Here is a 24,427-nt window from a genome sequence, read left to right as displayed (position 1 = left end):
TTTATTTTTGTTTTAAAAACGGTTCGTAATAGGTTAAGTAATTCTTGATCATGGTCTCTACTCCTTTGGAAGTGATCGTACCTCCGGATATGGCATCGACTTCATTCGCCCCGGAAGCATTCCCGCCTTTTACGACCAGAATTCCAACCAACTGATTCCCGGAGAAAATCTGTTTGTTCCGGAATTCTTTATTGAATTCAGGCGTGGTAATTTCAGCTCCCAACCCCGGAGTTTCTCCCTGGTGGTCGAAGAAAGTACCGTAAACGGTATCTTTGTTGTCGTCCAGGGAGATATATCCCCAGATAGGGCCCCATAAACCGGCTCCGTAAATCGGTAGGATGTATTTGGTGGCTCCGTCGACATTGGCGACAAATACGGGAAGTTCCCGTTTTTCAACCGGTAGGTTGTATTGTTTTTCGATGTTTACGTCAAAGGCCTTGCCTTCGATTCTATCTCCTTTGCTGTTTATAATAAACTGCTCCTTGATATATTTGTCGAAGAGTTCTGCAGAATTGGCAGCAGTGGAGGAAATGTGTATCGCACTCAGTATGTTCTGTCTCTTTTCGTTTTGGCGGTTTTCATTCTGCCGGGGTTGCAGGGAAAGAGATACGATGGATAGTAGCGCTGCAACAACGACTACCAGAACAACTGAATAGAGGAATGTATAGGTATTTCCTTGTTTATTCATATCTTTTAAATCTATGATTGCTTAAATCTTAAATCGTCAATTAGCAACGGCTTTCGCTCTTTTCAGTCTGCGTTTGATGTTAGCCTGTACAACGAACCAGTCGATCAGGGGAGCGAACGTGTTCATCAGCAGGATGGCCAGCATCATGCCTTCGGGATAACCCGGGTTGATGCAACGGATGATCACAGCCATCGCTCCGATCAACAGACCGTAAACATATTTACCTGTATTGGTTTGAGCGGAAGTTACCGGGTCGGTAGCCATAAATACCGCTCCGAAAGCAAAACCGCCCATTAACAGTTGCTGATAGGCTTCGACACCGGAAATCGGCTGGAATATGAGCGCCATGAGATAACCTCCGACAAAAACCGAAATCATGGTGCGCCAACTGGCGACGTTGGTCAATAACAGAATCACAGCTCCGATCAGAATACAGAAGGCCGAGGTTTCACCGACCGAACCGGGAATAAATCCCCAGAACATGTCTGCCGTACTGTAAGTCAGGGGTTGGCCCAGAGCCATTTGTGCCAGTGGAGTGGCTTGTGAGATGGCATCGGCTGTGTCTCCGGCAATCCATACTTTATCTCCTGAAATCATAGAAGGATAGGAGAAGAAAAAGAAAGCACGGGCCAACAGGGCTGGATTCCAGATGTTCATACCTGTACCTCCGAAAATTTCTTTACCGATGATTACTGCGAAGGCTGTCGATAAAGCCACCATCCATAACGGAGCTTCGACAGGCATAATCATGGGGATCAGTAAACCGGAAACCAGAAAACCTTCATTGATTTCATGTCCCTTCATTTGGGCGACTGCAAATTCGATGCCCAATCCAACGACATAAGATACGATGATCATGGGGAGCACTTTCCACAAACCGTAGAAGAACAGTTGGAAGAAAGTGGTGTCTGCCAGGCCGCCGACAGCATTGAAATGCTGATAACCTACGTTGTATATCCCGAAAAGAAGTGCCGGAATCAAAGCAAGTACCACGATGATCATGGTTCTCTTCAGATCGACGGCATCCCGGATATGAGCTCCGCTGGAAGTGGTCGTATTCGGCACGAAAAGAAAAGACTCGAAACCGGTGAAAACGGAGTGGAATTTTTCCAGCTTACCTCCTTTTTCAAATTTGGGTTTCTGCTTATCCAAATAATTTCGTAAAAAGTTCATTTTATTAATTTTAGATTTTAAATTTTAGATGTTAGCTCCGATACCTCCCTATTGGGTGATGATCGGAAATCTTCCATCGTAAATTAATTCGTTTCTTTCATCATCAGTTCGATTCCGTCGCTCAGGATTTTCTGAACAGGCGTCTTCGAGGTACAGACAAATTCACATAAAGCCATGTCTTCGGGCACAACTTCGTAGATACCGAGTTGTTCCATGCGGTCGATATCCTGGGCGAGGACAGCTTTCAGCAAATATACCGGATAGATGTCCATCGGAAATACTTTTTCATATTGTCCGGTAACGACGAAGGCCCGGCGTTCACCGTGGTAATTGGTGTCCAGGGTGTAATGTTTCTTCGGACATAAAAAGGACGGGAATAATCTGGAAGCCGAGAATTTATTGAAACCCGGGGCCGCCCAGCCTAAAAATTCGTAGTTATTGCCTTCCGGGATGACGGTGATTTGATTGTCGTAATAGCCCAGATGACCTTCCGGAACGACTCGGGTTCCGGTGAGTACGTTGCCGGAAATGATCCGTTGTTCTACTGCATTTTTTAATTTTCCTGCGGTGAGATCCTGAATAGAAGCACCCAAAATACTGTGATAATACTGGGGTTTTGTCACTTCAGAACCGGCCAGGGCGATAATTTTACGTGCATCGAACCGGCCTTCATTGAACAGGCGGCCGATGATAGCGACATCCTGAATGTTGACCACCCATACTTGTTCTCCTTTGTTGATCGGATTCAGGTGATGAATCTGAACACCTACGTTGCCAGCCGGATGCGGACCGGCAAAATAATTGATATCTACATGCTGTAGTTTGGTAAATACAGAAGCGGAGGGAGTATTTTCCTGCAAGCCCAGATTTACATTTTTATTGCAGAGTTTGCAAAGGCAATCGATACCGGTTTGAAGATCTTTGCTCTGATTGTTCAGGATCAGGTCGTAATCCGGAGCCAGAGGAGCAGAATCGAAGGCCGACACGAAAACGGCTTTCGGTGTACTCATCGGGTCTGCAATGATGTCGTAAGGACGTTGTTTGATCAGAGGCCAAACGCCGCTTTCCAACAGCCTGTCGATGATTTCATCCCGATTCAGTTTGCTGACTTCTGTTTTTCCGAAATCCCGGTACCGGGTCTCGGCATCTGCCTTGACTACGACTTCCAGTAATTTACGTCTTTCGCCTCGGTTGATGGCTTCAATGGTACCACTTACCGGTGTTGTGAATTTAATTTCGGGATGTGTTTTGTCGATAAATAAGACATCTCCCGCTTTCACTTCATCGCCGACCTTGACTGCTAGTTTCGGAGTCATAGCCCGGAAATCCGTCGGTTTTAACGCACAACTGGTTATTTTACCAGCAGGTTGCACCACTTTTTCCGCTTCTCCGTTTAACTTGATATCAAGGCCTTTTTTTAATTTGATTACCTTGGACATGTGTTTTAATTATTAATAATTAAGTATTTACAATTACTGACCACATAACTTTTTACCTCGCCCCGATAAGGGGCTTGCAAAAATATGAAGTGTTATAGTTTTCCTAAAATTAAGACACAAATATACAAACCAATTACGTAATTTTGTCGTTAATTAGATTTTAATTTATTGGGGATGAAGTTTTTTTTGAATCTATCGGTTTTTATCCTGGGGATAGGGAATATGATACCGGCGCAAAGCCAGATCAGAACCGTTCAGTGTTACCCTGTCGGCAGTCCTTTTGCCGAACCGGTTATCGAGTTGGGGAGTGGACAGCAGCTTTTTTTTAGTTTCGACGATCTGAGTAGCGAGACGAACTCATATACCTATAAAATTGTTCATTGCGATCCTGATTGGAATAATTCCAATTTGAGCAGTTTTACTTATTTGACCGGATTTTTCAGTAATCCGCTGGATAATTACGAATACTCTTTCAATACGGTTGTGCCTTACACCCGGTTTACCTTGAATTTGCCGAATGAAGAAGTGGGTATCAAATTGTCCGGGAACTATTTATTACAGGTATACAACGATCAGAATCCGGATAGTGCGGTTGTTTCACAACGTTTTGCTGTCGTGGAAAATAAGGTCGGTATCGCTGCATCTGTGGTGAATAGCACGAATCCTACTTTTTTGTACACTTCCCGGCAACTGAATTTTACAGTGAACTATACCGGTTTGCAGATCTATAATCCGGTGCGGGATACCCGGGTGTATGTGACTCAAAACCAGGATCCGAATTCCCGCAGAAATTTTACTCCCACTTTTGTCCGGCAAAACCAATTGGTATACGGCAACGGGGTCGATAATATTTTCAACGGTTTGTCTCCTTTTCGTAATTTCCAATGTTCCAGTTTGGTTTATTATACCCGTTATGTGAAAGATGTATTGAAGGGACCGGAAGGGAGATATAATTTCATCCTGGTACCTGGTACCGTTCCTCAGCGTTATATTCCGACCCCTGATCGGGGGGGGGGAATTTTTACATCGAGGCAGAGAATGTACAAAATTCTGATCTGGAAGCCGATTATATCGTCGCCCATTTTGCTATTCTTTATCCGGAACCTATTCCCGGAGCGGAAGTTTATATCTATGGGAAATTTGCAGACTGGCAGTTGCTGCCTGAATTAAAAATGGACTATGATGCGAAGAATAAAGCGTATGTCGGGCAGGCCGAGCTGAAACAGGGATATTATGATTATATGTTCGCTGTAGTCCCTTCGAAGGAGAAAAAACCTGATTTGGTGACTATGCAAAATAATTTTTATCAGACGCCGGACGAATATAATATCCGCTTCTATATGTATGATTATAATGTTATGTGTTTTAGATTGTTAGGGTATCAGACCGTAGGCGCAAAACCAATGGGAAGCTAAAGAGGGAGAAGAACATAACGGATTATGTTGGCATGATATTTGCTGAAAAAGAAATGATATATTAAGGGATACCATTGTATCGTTTGCTATGGTATTTTAAGTTTAATAGTTTAAATTGAAAAGGAAAAAGTCATGAAAAGTTTTTTACTCGTGTTATGTGTTGCGTTATCTGTTGTCGGATGTAACTCTTCGAAAAATATGGCGAAGTTGAGTGGAGTGAAATGGGTATTGCAAACGCTTAACGATAAAGAATTGAGCTTGACCGATCCCAATAGCGAGATTTTTATTCAGTTTAATGAAGCCGAACACCGGGTGAACGGAAGGGGGGGCTGTAACCGTTTTTTCGGTAATTATGAAATGGAGTCGAGCCGTTTGAAATTTTCTCCGATGGGAGCGACGCGGATGGCTTGTCCCGACCTACAGACCGAAACGGAATTTTTCCAAATGCTGGATGGTGTAGACGGTTATTCGATCAAAGACAACAAACTTTCTTTCCTGTCTAAAAATAAGGTAGTCGCTGTATTTAAAAAGGCCGAAGAAGCTAAGTAAAGGTTTTCCGGCTGGCCGGAAAAACGATCGGCGAACTCCTGTCTCTGATTGATGTTTCGTGGCTTGACATTTCTGTGGCTGATAAGCGAAATAGCCTTCCTGATGAAATTTTTCCCGGAATCGAAGATTGCGCCAATCAGGAAGGCCTAAAGGTGGGAGGCTGACCGGCACTCCGCTTACATTGCTTTCTTGTCTCGGTTTTGGGGTGTTTCGATTTCGCCGGCAAAAACGAATTCGGCAGGACCTTCCAGCCAAATGTCTGTGAAATGGTTGTCTGCCAGTTGTTTGAAACTTACTTTCAATATACCTCCTTTGGTTTGTAACGTATAGGTCCCGGAGTGGTCGTGATTTAACAGGGCTGCGGAAAGGGCAGCGGCTACACAACCGGTCCCGCAGGCAAGGGTTTCGTCTTCGACTCCTCGCTCATAGGTAGCGATTCGGATACATGCCGGAGTGGGGGTAATGAAGTTTACGTTGGTGCCTCCGGGTTGGAAAGAAGGGGCATAACGGATCATACGGCCTGCTGTGACGACGTCCGTCTGAAATGCATCGGCTACTACTTTTACATAATGGGGAGAGCCGGTATCCAGGAAGAAATAATCGGGGGTCACCGTAATTCGGGATACATCGTTCATTTTAACCCGTACGCCCTGGAGGGTAATTTCGCCCTGATGTTCACCGTCTGCTGCCAGGAAACGGGTGGTTTGCAGAAACAGGCCCAAGCGATGGGCATAGGCAACGATGCATCTGCTGCCGTTACCGCACAGACTGGCTTCCCTGCCATCGGAGTTGAAATACCGCATCTTGAAATCGTAACCCGGACAAGTTTCTAATAACATCAGGCCATCGGCTCCGATACCGAATTTGCGATCACAGAAATACTCAACAATTTCTCTTGTAAATTCGTATACCTGATTGCGATTATCAATGATAATGAAGTCATTGCCAGCACCTTGAAATTTTTGAAACTTAATAATCATAGTGTGATGTTAAGCTTTGCTAATTAAGAAATTATTAATAAACACTTGGCAAAGATATTGTTACTATTGTAAACGACAAAGATAATTGGAAATTGTAACAATTTAATCAGGAAGAGAATATGAAAATAACAAAGTTTATTATTCCGTTGGTGTTAGGGCTTGCAGGCGGCCTGATTGCTTATTTTATAGCTGATAATTTCGGTTCGAAAACCATACAACCTACCCTGCAACACCAAATTGTAGGTCCGGGCGCTGTGCGTCCTGTCGTTCATAAATCTGAAAATGACGTACTTAATGACAGTGCTGGGCCGGTAGACCTGCGAATGGCTGCCAAAAAGACAGTACCTGCTGTGGTCAATGTGATGACCGTACAGATGAGAAAGGAGTATTATGGAAATCCTTTGGAATTTTGGTTTGGAGGAGTACAACCCCAGATGCGTGAAGTGCCCCGGAATATGGGAATCGGATCGGGAGTGATCATTACGGAAGATGGTTATATCATTACCAATAATCACGTGATCGACCGGAGTGATAAGGTGATGGTTACTTTGAACGATAAGCGTGAATTCGAAGCAAAGGTAATCGGAACCGATCCCGATACGGATATAGCCCTGTTGAAAATCGATGCGAACGGTTTACAGCCTATCGAATACGGTAATTCGGATGATGTGGTTTTAGGAGAATGGGTACTGGCTGTCGGTAATCCTTACAATCTGACTTCTACGGTTACGGCAGGAATCATCAGTGCCAAGGCTCGTCAGCTGGGGGGAAAAATGAACCTGGAATCTTTCTTACAAACGGATGCTGCGGTGAATCCCGGAAATAGCGGTGGTGCCTTGGTGAATGCGAAAGGAGAGTTGATCGGTATCAATACGGCTATTCAGTCACCTACCGGGAGCTATTCGGGATATTCGTTTGCAGTGCCGGTGAATGTAGCACGTAAAGTGGTCAGTGACCTGAAAGAATACGGTAAGGTACAGCGGGCAATGATCGGTATCAAGATGCAGGAATTGACTCCGGCCTTAGCGAAAGAATACAAGTTGAAAGAGCAATCGGGTATTTATGTGGCGGAAGTGATTCCGGGTGGAGCTGCTGAAAAGGCCGGAGTGAAAGTCGGGGATGTTATTTTGCAGTTGAATGGCTATGAAGCGAAGACTTTTGCACAGTTGCAGGAACAGTTGGCCCAATATACCCCCGGGAATACGGTTCAGATGACTTTGAGCCGGGATGGAAAAGAGAAGGTTGCAGATGTTGTTTTGCAAAATAGTTATGGAGATGTCAGCCTGAAGACCGGTTCCGGAATTTTGGGAGCTGAGGTGCAACCCTTGACGCAGGCAGAACGTTATCGCTATCGGCTGAATAAAGGGGTTAAGATTACCGATTTGAAAAATGGTAAATTAAAATCAGCTGGGTTGACCGAAGGTTATATTATTGTTAAAATTAACGACATGGTCATCTACGATAGCGAGGATTTGGAGAGGGCTCTGAAAGCAGCCGGAGATGAGGGAGTTTTCGTTACTGCAGTGAGTCCGAGGGGAAGAGTTGAATATTTCGCTTTTTCGCTGCTGGATTAAAAAATGTTAATCTACTAAGATTGGACAATTTTACAAATTGCTTAATGAATAAAAAACCATACCTTTGCAGGACGTTTGCAGTGGTATATAAAAGATAGTATGAGACAACTAAAAATCACAAAATCAATAACCAACAGGGAAAGTGCATCTCTGGATAAGTATTTGCAGGAAATTGGTAAAGAGGATCTGATAACCGTTGAAGAAGAAGTTGAGCTGGCTCAGCGGATCCGGAAGGGAGACCAGAAAGCACTGGAGAAATTGACGAGGGCGAATCTGCGGTTTGTAGTGTCTGTGGCCAAGCAGTATCAGAATCAAGGCTTGAGCTTGCCGGACTTGATAAACGAGGGGAACCTCGGTTTGATCAAAGCTGCAGAAAAATTCGACGAAACCCGTGGGTTTAAGTTTATATCTTATGCAGTGTGGTGGATTCGTCAGTCTATCCTGCAGGCTTTGGCAGAACAGTCGCGTATTGTTCGTTTGCCTTTGAATCAGGTTGGTTCATTGAATAAAATCAACAAGGCTTTTTCGCGTTTCGAACAAGAGAACGAACGTCGTCCTTCGCCTGAAGAATTGGCTGATTCATTGGATTTGCCCGCAGAAAAAGTGGCCGATACGTTAAGGGTATCCGGACGTCATATTTCAGTGGATGCTCCTTTCGTCGAGGGAGAAGATAATAGTTTGCTGGATGTATTGGTAAATGACGATTCGCCTATCGCTGACCGTACGTTGATCAACGAATCGCTTTCTACCGAAGTAGAAAGAGCTTTGTCTACTTTGACCGAAAGGGAAAGGGATATTATCAAATTATTCTTCGGGATCAATACCCAGGAAATGACTTTGGAAGAGATCGGCGAGAAGTTCGGTCTGACCCGTGAAAGGGTGCGGCAGATTAAAGAGAAGGCCATTCGTCGTTTAAGACACTCTTCAAGAAGTAAATTGTTGAAAACATACTTAGGATAATGAAAACGCCCTTCGGGGCGTTTTTTCGCTTATATATTGATACTCAAAGAGGCCGGGTCCTTTCGGTCCTGATCCGATCTGCCCTTCCTGTTTAGCGTATTGGAAGGATTTCTCCCCCTGGTGCAGATAAAAGATTTAGCTCGGAATGATATTCCTAACCGGCATTGAAAATACTTCGATCGGCCGGTTACAGACGAGATTGTAGACTAAAGTGTGTCTGTAAAGTTAATTATTTTATTTACTTGACACACTTTAGTCTACAATCAGGGCGACCGCACCAAAATTCCTCTAAAAAGTTTATCATTGCAAAATGAATACCTCTAATTATTTTTCAGAAGTGACAGATCCTCGTGTAACAGGTCGCTGTCTACCTTTGTTGTCAGATATATTAATGATAGGTTTGTGTACTTATCTGACAGGCGGAACAGATTATGAAGATATGCGTCTGTTTGCTTTAGAGCGTGGAGAAATGTTGAATGATTTGCTTTCTCTACCAAACGGTGTACCATCAGAAGATACGTTTGAGCGTGTATTCCAGCGTATTGAACCATCAGAATTGGAACATTGTCTTCGCAGTTATGGTAAATCAATCCTGTCTGATTTATCAGAAAAGCAGATTGTTATAGATGGAAAGAAACAAGGTGGGACATCTCCGACTTCCACAGGAAATAAAGGTCTGTATATCCTGAATGCTTGGGTAATCGAGAATAGGTTCTGTATCTCTCAAGGAAAGGTAGAAGACAAGTCTAATGAGATAACAGCCATCCCTGCTGTCTTGTCGGAGATTGACATTGAAGAGGCGATTGTCTCCATAGATGCCATGGGGACACAGCGAGAGATCATTGACTTAATACTTGATAAGAAAGGCCATTATTTGTTGTCGGTAAAGGGCAATCAGAAATCTCTGTATGAAGATATTGAATGTGCATTTAAAGTAAACGGCGGCCTTGATAAAGATACGAGCGTAGATAAAGATCATGGAAGGATAGAGGTCAGGAAGTGCTGCATTCTTCCTGCAAGGGAATATCTGCTTGCGGAAACTATTCGATCCTGGAGGGGACCGGGCACGATTATAAAATAGAGTCAAGTCGGGAAATAAACGGGAAGACAACCTATGAAACCAGATATTATATCAGTGATGAGATCGGATTAAGCGCGTCTTACTTTCAAAAGCTGATAAGGGGACACCGGAGCATTGAAAACCAACTTCATTGGCACCTGGATGTTACTTTTAAAGAGGATAATTGCAGGGCAAGGAAAGGATACTCCTCGCAAAACTTGTCAGTGCTTAGAAAAGTAGCTTTACATATCGTATCAGAACAAAAAGACAAACTGAGTCTAAAAAGAAGACTTTACAAAGCAGCCTTGGATATTAACTATTTAAGAAAATTATTGGGATACTAATCTGATTTTCTAAATCATAAAAAGAGGCCTCTTTATGGAAAGAGACCTCTTATAAGATCTCACGAATCATAGTCAAGAGACTTTGGTTTGCAAAATCTTCACGTAAAAAATCCAGTCGTTAAGGTTCTATTTTCATATGTTAAGACTTTTCTATCTGCAAGATTACCTTTATTCCCCAATTACACAACTTTTTTTGAAATATTTTAATGATTTATGCCACAAAACATATTTTAATAGAAATTTTGGTGCGGTTGCCCTGTGTTGGGATTGTGTTTCCAAAAGTCCCCCTCTGATGTGTAGCGAATTTTGGCCCGGTTGGTTCGACCATTGGGGATGTCCCCACGAAACCTGGAGTACGGAAGCTTTGGTAGAAGGAATGAAAGCTATGCTGGACCGGAATATTTCGTTTAGTCTTTATATGGCACACCGCTTATAGTGGGCAGTAACCGAAGCATCTCCACCAGATTGTGACCGATCTGGGAGAGGTGACTGAAGTGACCGGTTTCCGTTATCTGCCGCGGGCAGAAGCGAACCTGCCGGGGATGATCAAAGACTATCGGATTTTTGTGAAAACCGAACCGTTTAAATATTAAAGCGATATTTTCATTTTGTCGGCAATCGGGCTGCTACAAAAGAAAATGCAAAGATGCGCGAATCGGTATACGAGAAATAGAAGCTTAAGTGTATCTTATACTTTTAACTGTAGAAAAAATTTGCCTTATAATTATTTTTTTGCTTGTTTTGTAAAAAAATTTTACGAGGTGGAAAGTATAAGGTATTATGAACAAGAGGCTGATTTCAAAGTCGCTGTAGATTGTATTATTTTTGGTTTCGATGAGGAAGGATTAAAGTTGTTGTTATTAAAGCGGAATTTTGAACCTTGTAAGGGAGAATGGTCTCTGATGGGAGGTTTTTTGCGGGCGGATGAGAATCTGGACCAGGCGGCGGAACGGGTATTGAGGGATTGCACCGGCTTGGAAAAAGTTTATATGGAGCAATTGATGACATTCAGTGATGTGGGGTGTGATCCTGGAGCCCGTGTCGTTTCTGCCGCTTATTTTGCTTTGATGGATATCCGTAATTATGATAAAGAGGCGGTGAGTTCATATAATGCAGCATGGGTACTGTTGGAACAAGTGCCTCCTCTGATCTTCGATCACAACCAGATGGTTACGAAAGCTTTGGGGCGTTTGAGGAGACGGGCGACCAATTGTCCGGTAGGTTTCAACCTGTTACCTCAGGAGTTTACGCTTCCTTCTTTACAGATGCTTTACGAGGCGATTTTCGGATGTGAAATCGACAAACGTAATTTCCGGAAGAAGATCCATAGCATGAATATCCTGATCAATACGGGTAAAAAGGACTACTCTACTTCGAAAAAAGGAGCTTATCTCTACTCTTTCGACGAAGAAAAATACAATAGTATGCTCGAGAATGGATATAACCAGAACTTTTTTAATATTTGATATTATTAGAGTTATAAAGCAGGGCGACCGCACCAAAATTCCTCTAAAAAGTTTATCATTGCAAAATGAATACCTCTAATTATTTTTCAGAAGTGACAGATCCTCGTGTAACAGGTCGCTGTCTACCTTTGTTGTCAGATATATTAATGATAGGTTTGTGTACTTATCTGACAGGCGGAACAGTATTATGAAGATATGCGTCTGTTTGCTTTAGAGCGTGGAGAAATGTTGAATGATTTTGCTTTCTCTACCAAACGGTGTACCATCGGAAGATACGTTTGAGCGTGTATTCCAGCGTATTGAACCATCAGAATTGGAACATTGTCTTCGCAGTTATGGTAAATCAATCCTGTCTGATTTATCAGAAAAGCAGATTGTTATAGATGGAAAGAAACAAGGTGGGACATCTCCGACTTCCACAGGAAATAAAGGTCTGTATATCCTGAATGCTTGGGTAATCGAGAATAGGTTCTGTATCTCTCAAGGAAAGGTAGAAGACCAGTCTAATGAGATAACAGCCATCCCTGCTGTCTTGTCGGAGATTGACATTGAAGAGGCGATTGTCTCCATAGATGCCATGGGGACACAGCGAGAGATCGTTGACTTAATACTTGATAAGAAAGGCCATTATTTGTTGTCGGTAAAGGGCAATCAGAAATCTCTGTATGAAGATATTGAATGTGCATTTAAAGTAAACGGCGGCCTTGATAAAGATACGAGCGTAGATAAAGATCATGGAAGGATAGAGGTCAGGAAGTGCTGCATTCTTCCTGCAAGGGAATATCTGCTTGCGGAAACTATTCGATCCTGGAGGGGACCGGGCACGATTATAAAAATAGAGTCAAGTCGGGAAATAAACGGGAAGACAACCTATGAAACCAGATATTATATCAGTGATGAGATCGGATTAAGCGCGTCTTACTTTCAAAAGCTGATAAGGGGACACCGGAGCATTGAAAACCAACTTCATTGGCACCTGGATGTTACTTTTAAAGAGGATAATTGCAGGGCAAGGAAAGGATACTCCTCGCAAAACTTGTCAGTGCTTAGAAAAGTAGCTTTACATATCGTATCAGAACAAAAAGACAAACTGAGTCTAAAAAGAAGACTTTACAAAGCAGCCTTGGATATTAACTATTTAAGAAAATTATTGGGATACTAATCTGATTTTCTAAATCATAAAAAGAGGCCTCTTTATGGAAAGAGACCTCTTATAAGATCTCACGAATCATAGTCAAGAGACTTTGGTTTGCAAAATCTTCACGTAAAAAATCCAGTTGTTAAGGTTCTATTTTCATATGTTAAGACTTTTCTATCTGCAAGATTACCTTTATTCCCCAATTACACAACTTTTTTTGAAATATTTTAATGATTTATGCCACAAAACATATTTTAATAGAAATTTTGGTGCGGTTGCCCTGGTTATAAAGTCTATATAGTTTAAAAATGAGAATAATTCATATTTTTGTACTTCATGTTTTTAAATAGGAAAAACAGCTGATTCATTAGTAAATGTTTATAAAGTCGATGGACTTTATGAACTAATTAACCGTAACAAGCTGCGCTGACGATATTTTCCGGTAAAATCAGAAAACGATCGGCCTCTCTTCGTGCTTGATAAGTGTCGGATCACGATCTTCCTGATCGGTGAAATCCTTCAGCTTCTCAATTGTGATGGGGTACATCTGCGACGGTAAAAAAAGTGCTCGCAGGTTCCTGCAATTCGATAACTTTCTAAACTCATCGAACGTACAATTTGAAAGTTGCAACGGTCAGGTTTATTTTCTGAATACCTGTGTGTCTTGCAACCTTAGAACCTCTGTAATTGAAAAAAGTTTGCTATGAAAGGACAGATTGCCGATAAACTGAACACAGAAGAACGATGCGAATTGAAAGACGAAGATTTCGGTATTCCCGAAACCCGCGAATTTCCAATGCCCGATGCGCCGCATGTCCGGGCAGCTGAAGCCTATTTCAGGTATGCTCCTGAAGATAAAAAAGAAGAGCTGGCACGCCGGATCTTGATGAAAGCCCGGAAATTCGGAGTAAATATTCAAAGTCCGACTATTCTCGAATGGGACCAAGAGAAAAGTGGAAGATGAGTACAAAAGAACAGTATTGGAAGTATTCCCTCATTACCATTATCCTGGTGATGGGAGTGGTGATCTTTTTCAAGGCTACTCCTTTTTTAGGCGGACTGCTGGGGGCAGCGACCATCTATATTCTGCTTCGCAATCAGATGCTCTATCTGATAGAAAAGAAACATATGAAAAAAAGCCTGATGGCTACCCTCATGTTAATCGAGACTATTCTGATTTTTCTGATTCCGATATCTCTGGTCGTCTGGCTTTTAATCAGTAAATTGCAGGCGATCAATCTCGATCCTAAAAGTTTGATGGAGCCCATCGGGCATGTTTCTAAGCTTGTTCAGGAAAAGACCGGATACGATGTTTTGAGTAAAGGGAATATCGGTGCTTTATTATCGGTACTGCCTAAAGTCGGCCAAATCTTGATGGGGAGTATCAGTAACTTTATTATCAACGTATTGGTATTGATATTGGTGTTATATTTTATGTTGGTGGGCGGACGGAAAATGGAGGACTATATTATCGATATTTTACCTTTTAACCAGAGGAATAAGCGGGATGTACTGCACGAATTTCATATGGTGGTAAAATCCAATGCTATCGGAGTACCTTTATTAGCCATCATTCAAGGGGGAATTGCTATGTTGGGGTATTATATTTTCGGTGCACCTGAAGTGATTCTGTGGGGAGTCGTGTCCTGTTTCGCTACGGTTATCCCGGTGATCGGCGTGGCTATCGTATGGATTCCGTTGGCTCTGTACATCGGAGCTACCGGACATTGGTGGACGGCTTTGGGTTTATCGGTCTATTGTATTGTAATCGTAGCGAATGTCGATAATCTGATCCGTTCGGTTTTGCAGCGGAAAATGGCGGATACACATCCTTTGATTACCATTTTCGGGGTGGTTATCGGCTTATCCTTATTTGGTTTTATGGGGATTATTTTCGGACCTTTGTTGCTTTCTATCTTTGTCTTATGTGTTCAGATTTTTAAGGCCGAATATCTCGAAGAGCCTCAAGGTCAGAAACGTTTGACCGGTCGTACCGGAGGCCGGACTTAGTCTGCCGCTAAATACTTTTGACTAATTAGGGACATTCAGTAAATAGTATAAAATTAGCCAACTAATTCATACATAAAATATTGCGAATTAGTTGGCTTTTTTGTATCTTTAGGTATTCCCCCGAAAATAAGGTTTGGAAGCCAAAACGGGGGAAATTCCCCAACTAAGATATGGCTAAGATACAAAATATTTCGGAAATTCACCCTACTTTGGGCTTTACAGAATTTGATATTATAGAAAAATATCGCAAGAGTTTTCATGAGAGTGAGCTTGGCAGACTTCATTCGGTTTTTCCGTTTGAGCGTATGGCAAAGACTATGGGTCTGTCGGAACAGCGACTGGGACGCAGGAACATCTTCAGTCCTTCGGCTAAGATCGCCCTCATGGTCCTGAAGGCATACACCGGATTCTCTGACAGGCAGCTGGTGGAACATCTTAACGGAAACATACACTACCAGATGTTCTGCGGGATTATGATAAATCCGTCCTTCCCCATAACCAACTACAAGATAGTCAGTGCTATCCGCAATGAGATAGCGTCCCGTCTTGATATTGATTCCCTCCAGGAAGTGCTGGCTTCACACTGGAAACCCTATCTTGACAGCCTTCACATCTGTATGACCGATGCCACATGCTATGAAAGCCATATGCGTTATCCTACTGACATGAAACTCCTTTGGGAAAGCCTTGAATGGCTCTATAGATATATCTGCAGGCATTGTGTGGAACCTGGCATAAGACGTCCCCGCAACAAATACAGGAATGTAGCGGAGTCCTATCTGTCCTACTGCAAGAAAAGAAAAAGGAAGGCTTCGAGGACAAAAATGCTCAGGCGTCGTATGATCAGGCTTCTTGAAAAGCTCCTCATACAGAGGGATGAGATTCATCGAGAGTACGGAACCTTACTCCGCTATACCCAGGATTACCAGAAACGTCTTTCCATCATCAGAAAGGTTCTTGTACAGGAAAAGGAAATGTTTGTAGGGAAGAAGGTCAGGGACCGCATCGTCAGCATTGACCGTCATTATGTACGTCCCATTGTAAGAGGCAAGGAAACAAAGTCCGTCGAGTTCGGTGCGAAGGTCAACAACATACAGATAGACGGCATATCGTTCATCGAACATCTTTCGTTCAAGGCTTTCAACGAAGGTATACGCCTGAAGGACTGTATCCGCATGCAGCAGAAGCTCATGAATGTGAGGGTAAGATGCGTGGCTGCCGATTCCATATATGCCAATAATGCCAACAGAAAGTTCTGTACAAAATATGGAATATCAACATCCTTTGTACGCAAGGGAAGGGCGGCCAGGGATGAATCCTTGAGAAAGGTTCTCAGAAGTGAACTCTCCAAAGAAAGGGCCACCAGGCTTGAAGGCAGCTTCGGCACTCAAAAGCAACATTACTCACTCTCAAGGATAAAGGCACGGAACAGGAAAACGGAAATCCTTTGGATTTTCTTTGGAATACATACGGCAAATGCCATACTGATGATAGATAAGGTCAGGAACAGAGCGCTGAAAGCAGCATGATATGATTTTAACGAAAAAATCAGAAGAGGTCGTCAGACTTCTTCTGGAACGTCATGTCCTGCCTATAAGAGTATATGGGAAAATACAGAAAAATGACAATAAAAATGACATATGAAGTGATTATACTGGGGCATCTTCATATGCCATTGTATTTTATAGGGACATTTACTGAATATCCCTAATTATGTTGACTTTTGGGAACGTACACCCCTTGTATTATAAAATGTAATCTGAAAAATCAGTGTGTTACGACTAAATGAAAGCACAAGTGCAAATTCTTTTTTGTTCCTCCTATTTTTCTCACACCTTTCTTGTTTTTCATTCGATCGAAAAACTAAAAATCGCCTGTTTTTTTCGGTCAAAATGGCTATATCTACTCCGATAGGGTAGGCTGGCCTCTCATTCAATAAAACTTTCCTTTTCCTTCCTTTGTATACCTACTTTTTTTATTAAAACAATAATAAGGAATAGATCCACTCGCTCGGCAAAGCGTTCCCGAAGGTGACGCATACCGTTCTTTAACAACGTCTTCACTGTATTTATAGATATACCCAGATAGTCTGCAACCTCCTGATATTTCATCTCCCGAAAAAATACACCTTGAATAATTTCTCGGGTCTGTTCAGGCATTTCCTCAATTGCAGTTCCCACTTCTTGGATCAACGTGTCATTCCACATCATCATTTCCTCCTCTGCGACATCCTCCCGGAACAAATCTAAGCGGTCTCGCAACACATCTTTCTTTTTCAGCCGGTTCAAACAGTTATTTTTTACCGATCGGAACAGGTAAGTCTTCGTTACTTCATTCTGGATTTTCTGGTATGTATCGTCTTTCCAGAAGTTAATAAACACTTCCTGAATCGCATCCTCCGCTTCTTCCTCCGAGACCAAAAAACTAAGAGCATACAGGTACATCGGTTTCGAGTATTCTTTATAAATATGCTCGAATCTTTCCTTTTTTCCTGCTCTATTTTTCGTTTTTTCCATCTTTGATCGCCACATCGCAGACAAAATTACAAATTTATTTGGGTATTTATATACATCTTTATTCCAAATTCCAGTGGTAGGATTAGCGGCGGGGCGATTTTGTATGAATCGGTTATGTGAGTCGAATACCATGTAAACCGGGTTTCAGTTATTTTCTGTGAAAAAAAATTTTTTTTGATTCACCCGATTTTCTTTTTTGTTTTCTATATATAAAAGATAGTGAATTATGGAAACATGGAATGAAACAGATGAGTGGGCTGACCGATATGTGCGGGGAGATCTTTCCGGAGAAGATCGGGTTGCACTGATAAAGTGGTTAGAGGCTTCGCCGGAACACCTCAGGCAGTTCCGAAAGATACTTCAAACGGAAATGCGGGTATCGGCTGCGGGAAAATGGCGGCGGTTAGACCGGACACAGGAACGGGTGTGGGAACGTATTACTCCGGCCCTTGTGAATCGTAAGGAACGGTTGTATTTGTGGGGGATGCGTATAGTGGCTATAATTATCGTTTTGATAGGAGTATTTTTTGCATGGCAAATCCGACAGGCGCCGACAGAAAAGTTTATTCCGGTTGCGGAAGTAGTAAAGATAGAGTCCGGTTCGCCGAAGGCCATTCTGGTGATGAATGCGGGGGAACCGATTGAATTGAAGGAGGGAGAAAGTCGCCAGGTAGCGGATGTCTTTGGAGTTAAGGTAATTCAGGATTCAACGGGTGGCTTGCGGTTTGAAGATAGAGAAGGAGCAGAAGAAGAAATAGGGAAAAGTTCGGTTATCGTACCTGAAAAAGGAGAGTATTTCGTCATATTGAGCGACGGTACGAAAGTCTGGATAAATTCGGATTCGGAATTGGAATTCCCGAATCGGTTCGGCGAGGATATCCGTGAAGTAAAATTAAAGGGAGAAGCCTATTTCGAGGTGACTTCTGATTCGCGGAAACCGTTTTACGTGTTGGCGGGAGAAACAAAAGTACACGTATTGGGAACGGCATTCAACGTGTCGGCTTATCGGGAAGACCGACAAACAGAGGTCGCTTTATTACGGGGAAAGGTGAGTTTTGATGTAAAGGATAAAGTTTATGTACTTGTTCCCGGGGAGATTGCGACTTTAAATCGGGAAAGTGGAGAAACGATTGTCCGGAAAGGCGATGTGGCGGCGATAGTGGATTGGAAGGCGGGACGATTTAACTTTGAAGACATGTCTTTGGAGGAGTTGACTGTGAAGTTGTCCCGTTGGTATGGAGTGACGTTTGTTTTTAGTGATGAAGCAGTCAAAAAATTGCGTTTCTCTGGTGCTATGACGAAGTATAGGACATTGGATTATGTGCTGGATATGATTTCTAAAACAACCGATGTGACATTTAGTTTGAAAGAAAACAGAGTGACAGTTTCTTCGAAGAAATAGACTCATGTGACAACAAATAAAAAATCCCGGATAGTGGTGACGCACGATCCGAGATAGGAGTTCGTTAACTAATATTAACTTATTTACAAAGGTATGAAAAAAAAGCGAATGAGGTGGCTCTTTGTACGTAATTTTGGGCTACGAAGATTTTTAAAGCTTATCAAGTTAAGCGTGTTTTTATTATTGGTTAGTATGCATCTGGCAGTCGCGGATGTAGGGGCTCAGGCTAAAATTACTATCGGGGCAGGAACTGTAACTTATTGGGAATTGTTTAATCAGATCAAGAAACAGACCGGTTTAACGGTGGTATATAGTAATAATGAACTGGATAAGCACAGGACTGTCGAGGCTGGATTTATAGAGTCGGATTTGAGAACCGTATTGGATAAAATTTTAACAGGGACTCGATTGACTTACGAGATTATGGATGAATTCATTGTGTTGAAAGTAGTTCCGGAAGAAAAAAAGAATGTCTTGAATATTGTCGGTCAGGTGACTGATAAGAATAAAGTGCCTCTTCCGGGGGTAACGGTAATTGTAAAGGGATCGAACTTAGGTACGGCAACGGACCAGGAGGGACGATACCGGTTAAATATACCGGAGATTAAAAATCTGTCTTTACTGTTTTCTTTCATCGGGATGAAAACCCGCGAAGTGGTGTATACGGGCAAAGATACGATAAACGTGGTCATGGAGGAGGAAGTGGCAGCCATGGATGAAGTGGTTGTGACAGGTATTTATGAAAGAAAAAGGAGCGATTTCACTGGATCTGCTTCTACGTTTACGGCTGAAAAATTGAAAGAAGTGGGAAACCAAAACATTCTGCAAAGTTTGAAAAGTCTTGATCCTGCATTTGCGATTGTCGAGAGTAATGAATGGGGCTCAGACCCCAACCGGTTGCCTGACATCGAAATCCGGGGCAAAACAAGCATCATCGGGATGAAAGAGGAATTGGAAGCCGATCCCAACCAACCGCTGTTCATTTTAGATGGTTTCGAAACTACCCTTCAGACGATTATAGATTTAGACATGGACCGGGTAGCTTCTATTACCATTCTGAAAGATGCCGCTTCAACGGCGATTTACGGTTCCAAAGCTGCGAACGGCGTAGTTGTGGTTGAAACGAAAACGCCGGCTCAGGGAAAATTGCGGGTAACCTATTCGGGTAATTTCAATTTTCAATTGCCGGATCTTTCCAGTTATAACCTGATGAATGCCCAAGAAAAAGTGGCGTTTGAGGAATACGCTGGCCGTTACAAAGTCAGTGCCTGGGGAGGGACTTTCGCAGGAGGAGAGCAACTCCAGCAACTGCATAACGACCACCTGCGTTCAGTTGCGCGTGGGGTGGATACTTACTGGTTATCGGAACCGTTGCAGATGGGTTTCAACCACCGTCACAACCTATATGCAGAGGGTGGGGATGAACACATGCGTTACGGTTTTGGTTTAAGTTATAATGGCGTGACCGGTGTGATGAAGGATTCGAAGAAAAATCTGTTCAGTGGTAATCTGGACTTGTTGTATCGTAAAGGAAAACTGCAATTCAGCAATAAACTGACGGTGAATCTTTCCAATTCAGGAGATCCCGTGGTAAATTTCTCTACTTATGCTGCCGCCAATCCCTATTATGAAAAACGGGTGGATGGCCAGGTGGAAAAATGGCTGGAGTATGTGGAAGATTACATAGAAGCTCCTAATCCCCTGTGGAATGCCAGCCTGAACAGCCGTTCGCTTAAGCGGTCGTTAGGTATTACGGATAATTTTGCGGTTGAATATAATCCGTTTCAATCTTTGAAATTGAGGGGGCGGATAGGGATAACCAGAACCACCTCGGAGACGGATGACTTCATTTCGCCGGAGGATACGCGGTTTGAAGATACCGAGGAACTGAAGAAAGGATCTTTGACCTATTCCAATACCAAAAGTTTTAACTATGATGGAGAATTTTCCGCTATTTACGGAACGATATTCGCCGAAAGACACCGGTTGAATGTGGTGGGTGGTGCCAGTTTCTCTAATTCACAGTCAGAAAGAAACGGATATTCGGTTATTGGTTTTCCCAAAGGTGCGTACGATACGCCTGCATTCGCCAACAGTTATCCGGAGAACGGCAAGGCCTCTTACGGCGACTCCCAGTCGCGGTCGATGAGCGTGTATTTCAACGGAGGTTATGCCTACAATAGCAAATACTTGATGGATGTGACCTGGCGTATGAACGGTTCTTCCGTGTTCGGGAGCAACCATCGTTATATGAACACCTGGTCATTCGGTTTGGCGTGGAACCTGCACAACGAATCTTTCATTGCCGATCATACCGATCTGTTTCAGATGCTCAAAATCCGGGCCTCTATCGGTAATCCGGGAAACCAAAGTTTTGCATCCTATCAAAGCATCACGACGTACAATTTCAACAACCGCCAGCGGAACTATTTCGAGCAGGCCATCAACCTGTACGCTTTGGGTAACCCTGATCTGAAATGGCAGGTGACTCTGGACAGGAATATCGGAGTGGATGTGACGCTACTTCAGAATAGGGTGTCCTTCACATTGGATTATTACGACAAAAATACCGATCCGGTACTGGCATCCATCAGCGTGCCTGCTTCTGTCGGTGTAACTACTGTATTGACCAATATCGGCGAACAGCGTTCGAATGGCTTTAACGGTTCGGTGACGGTGTCTCCCATCTATCGTCCGAGCGAAAGAATCATTTGGTCGTTGCGGTATAACTTCCGTACACAGAAGTCTAAATATGACAACATCGGCAATTCTTTGGACAAATTCAACGAGGAGGGGCAAAACACTAATCTGAAGCGTTATTATGATGGAGCCAGTCCCGATGATTTGTGGGCCGTACGTTCTGCCGGTATCGATCCCGCTACGGGACAGGAGATTTTCATCAAGAAAGACGGTTCGTATACATACGATTTCAGTTTTTCGGATGAGGTGAAAGTGGGAACAGATCGTCCGAAAATAGAGGGCGTTTTCGGTAGTTCGTTTACTTATAAGGGATTCAGCGTAAATTTCGATTTCAGATACCGGTGCGGCGGACAGATGTTTAACAGTTCGTTGTTCAACAAAGTGGAAAATATCACTTCTGCCGGATTGAACAACAATCAGGATAAACGGGCTTTTTATGACCGTTGGAAGAATCCGGGAGACCGTGCTAAATACAAAGCCATCAACCTGACCGGTTCGACACAGATGTCGTCTCGTTTTGTGGAGGACGACAATACCTTGACCCTGGAATCTTTCCGGGTGGGCTATGAGTTCGATTCGGCTGCGATAGCAAAGTTCGGATTAAAGGCTTTGCGAGTGAATGCTTACATGAACGATGTATTCAAAATCTCCTCCATTAAGACGGAACGGGGTACGGAATATCCGTTCGCGAGGTCTTTCTCATTATCCGTTTCCGCATCATTTTAACCATTAATCGAATTATCATGAAACATATATTCAAACAAACAAGTAGTATTGTCGTCGGACTGCTGATGTGTACGGCCTGCAACAACTGGTTAGACATCCAACCGTCGGACCGTATTGCAGAAGACCGGGTATTTTCTCAGGTCAGTGGATTCTGGGGGGCATTGAACGGGGTATATACCGAATTGCTCAGTTCCAATCTTTATGGTGGTTTCCTGACTGTACAAGGCGTGGAGGTCATGGCACAACGTTATAATGTATCGCAAAATCAGGAAACGTTTTACAATCTGTCGCAGTACGCCTTTACACAAGAGCAGGTAAAACTCCGGTTGGAGAGCTATTGGAACGAAGCATATAAGCAGATCCTTGAATGTAATAATATTTTGGAAAATGCCGAAGTGCGTCATGGTGAAGTATTGAATGACAAACAATATAATTTAATCAGAGCGGAAGCTTTGGCATTGAGAGGATTTCTGCATTTCGATTTGTTGAGGATGTTCGGGCCGCTACCCACCCAGCTTGATTCAAAAGCTATCCCTTACAAAGAAACGATTTCCGTGTCCGCTCCCGGTATGCTGACAGGCAACGAGGTGATCGAAAAAGTACTGACGGATTTGGCAGAAGCGGAAAGTATCTTGAAAAATTGGGATCCGGCAGTGAGTGAAGGGATGCTGATGGCTGTCAATGATGATGACCATGATAATGATGGGAACACTTACCGTTTTCGCGGATTAAGGCTCAATTATTATGCAGTGGTGGCTTTGAAAGCCAGGGTTTATCTTTGGGCCGGCAACAAGACAGAGGCATTGAAATATGCTAAAATGATTATAGAAAATCCGGAAGCGGAAACTTTATATCCGGCGGTAACACGGGCTGCAGCTACCGACTACTCCAATCCGGACCGTTCGTTTTCATCGGAAGTGTTGTTCTCTCTGTTGAATGAAAACAAGGAAGATTTGTACAACACCTATTTCAACTCCTCTAATGCGAGTTCTTCCAATAAACTGATACCGGCGGCTCAGCGAGTACAGAACCTGTTCGGCGATGATGCGTTGAGTGACTATCGGTATAATTGGTGGGAAGCTTCCAATGGCATAGGAGAAACGAATCTGCTGATGAATGTGCGGTTGCGTAAAATTGCAGACACCGACCTGGTATACGGTAAGCTGATGCCGTTGATTCGCGTGAGCGAGATGTATCTGATTGCTGCTGAATGTGCCACGGAAGAGCAGACACAATACGATTACCTGAACGCACACCGTCTGAGAAGGGGTAATCAGGTGCAGGTGACGACAGGATTAGAGGGCGAATTGGCCAAAGAATACTCCAAAGAGTTTCTGTGTGAAGGACAGTTATGGTTCTACTATAAGCGTACAAACACTGCAAAAATTCAATCGGGTTCCTCCAATACCAACATCACAATGAGTAATGCTAAGTATGTTCCGAATTTGCCGGATAGTGAAATCAAATATAGAAATTAGAGTATCATGAAAAAACTATTATTTATTATCATTGGTTATTCCTTGCTGCTCGCTGGCTGTGGGGAAAACGAAGCGATCTACTATGAAGGAGAGTCGGATAGCACTTCGGGAATTTATTTTGCTTATTATACAAGTACTACCCGTGAGGGGGCTTCGGTTATTTACAATTATAGCGATACCACTCGCGATAACTCCTTGGCCTCCGTGGTGGGAGAATATGCACAGGTGAGAATTCCTGTTCGATTGTTCGGGAACGTTTCGGAAGAGGATCGTCCTTTTGTCGTTAAAACGATAGGGGGAACCGTTGAAGAAGGGAAAGATTTCACCCTACCCGAAGAATTTATTATGCCTAAAGGCGAAGCATTGGCTTATGTAACGGTTAACGTCAAAAAAACAGAAGAACTGCAAGACGGAATTGTGCGTTACATCACCTTAGGACTGGAAGAAAACCAGTACTTTAAGGCATACATCAAGAAACGCATAGTAGGTAATGACACCATCGACGTGCAACGGATTACCATTCGCTATTCTTTGGTATTTGCAAAACCGTTTAGTTGGGATTTTTATAAAACAAATTGGGGTGAGTATTCCCATACTAAATTAAATTTTATACTATCCGTTATGGGATGGACGTATTCCCAGTTCTCACAGAAAAATTTCTATTACGTGTCTCCGTCGGTATGTGTGCTCACACGTATGGAATTGCAAAAAAGGGCTGATGAAGGTAATCCGGTACGGGAACTCGACGGTTCATTGATGCAATTGGGCTCAGATTATTTAGTTGATTATAGTGCATACGAATAAAAAAA

20 protein-coding genes and 2 pseudogenes are annotated in these 24,427 nt (G+C 43.0%); 17 read left to right on the top strand and 5 right to left on the bottom strand.

Annotation, left to right across the window (positions count from 1 at the left end; translation table 11 throughout):
- Window position 1: 1 nt before the first annotated feature.
- From nqrC to ODOSP_RS07995, 3 genes are all read right to left on the bottom strand, one after another.
- Window positions 2-688 carry an NADH:ubiquinone reductase (Na(+)-transporting) subunit C gene (gene nqrC, locus ODOSP_RS08005; protein WP_013611837.1) on the bottom strand — a complete coding sequence of 229 codons (687 nt, stop codon included), beginning with the start codon at window positions 686-688 and terminating at the stop codon, window positions 2-4.
- A 36-nt stretch (window positions 689-724) separates the two neighbouring features.
- Complete coding sequence (locus tag ODOSP_RS08000; RefSeq protein ID WP_013611836.1) at window positions 725-1,861, bottom strand: NADH:ubiquinone reductase (Na(+)-transporting) subunit B; 1,137 nt, start codon at window positions 1,859-1,861, stop codon at window positions 725-727.
- Window positions 1,862-1,944: 83 nt separating this feature from the next.
- Window positions 1,945-3,300 (bottom strand): Na(+)-translocating NADH-quinone reductase subunit A, encoded by a 1,356-nt coding sequence (locus ODOSP_RS07995; protein WP_013611835.1) that lies wholly within the window; start codon window positions 3,298-3,300, stop codon window positions 1,945-1,947.
- A gap of 174 nt (window positions 3,301-3,474) precedes the next feature.
- Here ODOSP_RS07995 and ODOSP_RS07990 point away from each other — a divergent pair, with 174 nt between their 5' ends.
- The 3 genes from ODOSP_RS07990 to ODOSP_RS07980 all read left to right on the top strand — a co-directional run bounded on the left by ODOSP_RS07990 (window position 3,475) and on the right by ODOSP_RS07980 (window position 5,264).
- Window positions 3,475-4,470, top strand: coding sequence for a type IX secretion system plug protein (locus ODOSP_RS07990; protein ID WP_041556573.1), 996 nt, complete (start codon window positions 3,475-3,477; stop codon window positions 4,468-4,470).
- Window positions 4,356-4,715 carry a hypothetical protein gene (locus ODOSP_RS07985; protein WP_456093821.1) on the top strand — a complete coding sequence of 120 codons (360 nt, stop codon included), beginning with the start codon at window positions 4,356-4,358 and terminating at the stop codon, window positions 4,713-4,715. The genes ODOSP_RS07990 and ODOSP_RS07985 overlap by 115 nt, the downstream gene beginning before the upstream one ends.
- A 132-nt stretch (window positions 4,716-4,847) precedes the next feature.
- Window positions 4,848-5,264, top strand: a complete 417-nt coding sequence (locus ODOSP_RS07980) for an META domain-containing protein (protein WP_013611834.1) — start codon at window positions 4,848-4,850, stop codon at window positions 5,262-5,264.
- A 176-nt stretch (window positions 5,265-5,440) separates the two neighbouring features.
- On the opposite strand, the gene dapF is transcribed toward ODOSP_RS07980, so the two are convergent.
- A complete protein-coding gene (gene dapF / locus ODOSP_RS07975) occupies window positions 5,441-6,244 on the bottom strand; it encodes a diaminopimelate epimerase (RefSeq protein WP_013611833.1) in 804 nt (267 codons plus the stop codon).
- A 119-nt stretch (window positions 6,245-6,363) separates the two neighbouring features.
- On the opposite strand from dapF, the gene ODOSP_RS07970 reads away from it, so the two are divergent.
- The 10 genes and pseudogenes from ODOSP_RS07970 to ODOSP_RS07930 all read left to right on the top strand — a co-directional run bounded on the left by ODOSP_RS07970 (window position 6,364) and on the right by ODOSP_RS07930 (window position 16,325).
- On the top strand, window positions 6,364-7,818 hold the full coding sequence (locus ODOSP_RS07970; RefSeq protein WP_013611832.1) for a Do family serine endopeptidase: 1,455 nt from the start codon (window positions 6,364-6,366) through the stop codon (window positions 7,816-7,818).
- A gap of 99 nt (window positions 7,819-7,917) precedes the next feature.
- Window positions 7,918-8,778: a sigma-70 family RNA polymerase sigma factor gene (locus ODOSP_RS07965; protein ID WP_013611831.1), complete on the top strand. Its 861-nt coding sequence runs from the start codon at window positions 7,918-7,920 to the stop codon at window positions 8,776-8,778.
- A 310-nt stretch (window positions 8,779-9,088) separates the two neighbouring features.
- Window positions 9,089-10,182 (top strand): annotated as a pseudogene (locus ODOSP_RS07960) (ISAs1 family transposase).
- Between the two features lie 286 nt (window positions 10,183-10,468).
- Window positions 10,469-10,609, top strand: a pseudogene (locus ODOSP_RS20515) (beta-galactosidase); the annotation flags it as partial.
- A gap of 40 nt (window positions 10,610-10,649) precedes the next feature.
- Window positions 10,650-10,775 (top strand): discoidin domain-containing protein, encoded by a 126-nt coding sequence (locus tag ODOSP_RS20210; protein ID WP_147347810.1) that lies wholly within the window; start codon window positions 10,650-10,652, stop codon window positions 10,773-10,775.
- Between the two features lie 168 nt (window positions 10,776-10,943).
- Window positions 10,944-11,648 carry an NUDIX hydrolase gene (locus tag ODOSP_RS07950; RefSeq protein WP_394800184.1) on the top strand — a complete coding sequence of 235 codons (705 nt, stop codon included), beginning with the start codon at window positions 10,944-10,946 and terminating at the stop codon, window positions 11,646-11,648.
- Between the two features lie 238 nt (window positions 11,649-11,886).
- Entirely contained in the window at window positions 11,887-12,810 is a 924-nt protein-coding gene (locus tag ODOSP_RS07945; RefSeq protein ID WP_409365830.1) for an ISAs1 family transposase, read from the top strand.
- Window positions 12,811-13,489: 679 nt separating this feature from the next.
- Entirely contained in the window at window positions 13,490-13,750 is a 261-nt protein-coding gene (locus ODOSP_RS07940) for a DUF6582 domain-containing protein (protein ID WP_013611829.1), read from the top strand.
- Window positions 13,747-14,796, top strand: a complete 1,050-nt coding sequence (locus tag ODOSP_RS07935) for an AI-2E family transporter (protein ID WP_013611828.1) — start codon at window positions 13,747-13,749, stop codon at window positions 14,794-14,796. Before ODOSP_RS07940 ends, ODOSP_RS07935 begins: the two co-directional genes overlap by 4 nt.
- Before the next feature lie 170 nt (window positions 14,797-14,966).
- On the top strand, window positions 14,967-16,325 hold the full coding sequence (locus ODOSP_RS07930; RefSeq protein WP_013611827.1) for a transposase: 1,359 nt from the start codon (window positions 14,967-14,969) through the stop codon (window positions 16,323-16,325).
- A gap of 399 nt (window positions 16,326-16,724) precedes the next feature.
- Here the strand turns inward: ODOSP_RS07930 and ODOSP_RS07925 are convergent, their stop codons facing one another.
- Window positions 16,725-17,312 carry an RNA polymerase sigma factor gene (locus ODOSP_RS07925; RefSeq protein ID WP_118113288.1) on the bottom strand — a complete coding sequence of 196 codons (588 nt, stop codon included), beginning with the start codon at window positions 17,310-17,312 and terminating at the stop codon, window positions 16,725-16,727.
- 226 nt (window positions 17,313-17,538) lie between these two features.
- Between ODOSP_RS07925 and ODOSP_RS07920 the strand changes: the two genes are divergently transcribed.
- The 4 genes from ODOSP_RS07920 to ODOSP_RS07905 all read left to right on the top strand — a co-directional run bounded on the left by ODOSP_RS07920 (window position 17,539) and on the right by ODOSP_RS07905 (window position 24,422).
- Entirely contained in the window at window positions 17,539-18,714 is a 1,176-nt protein-coding gene (locus ODOSP_RS07920) for a FecR domain-containing protein (RefSeq protein WP_013611825.1), read from the top strand.
- 192 nt (window positions 18,715-18,906) lie between these two features.
- Entirely contained in the window at window positions 18,907-22,140 is a 3,234-nt protein-coding gene (locus tag ODOSP_RS07915) for a SusC/RagA family TonB-linked outer membrane protein (RefSeq protein WP_228026168.1), read from the top strand.
- A 17-nt stretch (window positions 22,141-22,157) separates the two neighbouring features.
- Complete coding sequence (locus ODOSP_RS07910) at window positions 22,158-23,618, top strand: RagB/SusD family nutrient uptake outer membrane protein (protein WP_013611823.1); 1,461 nt, start codon at window positions 22,158-22,160, stop codon at window positions 23,616-23,618.
- Window positions 23,619-23,624: 6 nt separating this feature from the next.
- Window positions 23,625-24,422: a DUF4843 domain-containing protein gene (locus tag ODOSP_RS07905; protein WP_013611822.1), complete on the top strand. Its 798-nt coding sequence runs from the start codon at window positions 23,625-23,627 to the stop codon at window positions 24,420-24,422.
- The last annotated feature ends 5 nt before the right edge of the window (window positions 24,423-24,427 follow it).

Origin of the sequence: Odoribacter splanchnicus DSM 20712 (assembly GCF_000190535.1) — a bacterium.
Classification (GTDB): Bacteria; Bacteroidota; Bacteroidia; order Bacteroidales; family Marinifilaceae; genus Odoribacter; species Odoribacter splanchnicus.
The sequence above is the reverse complement of the archived record's forward strand: the minus strand, read 5'-3'. Positions and strand labels throughout refer to the sequence as shown.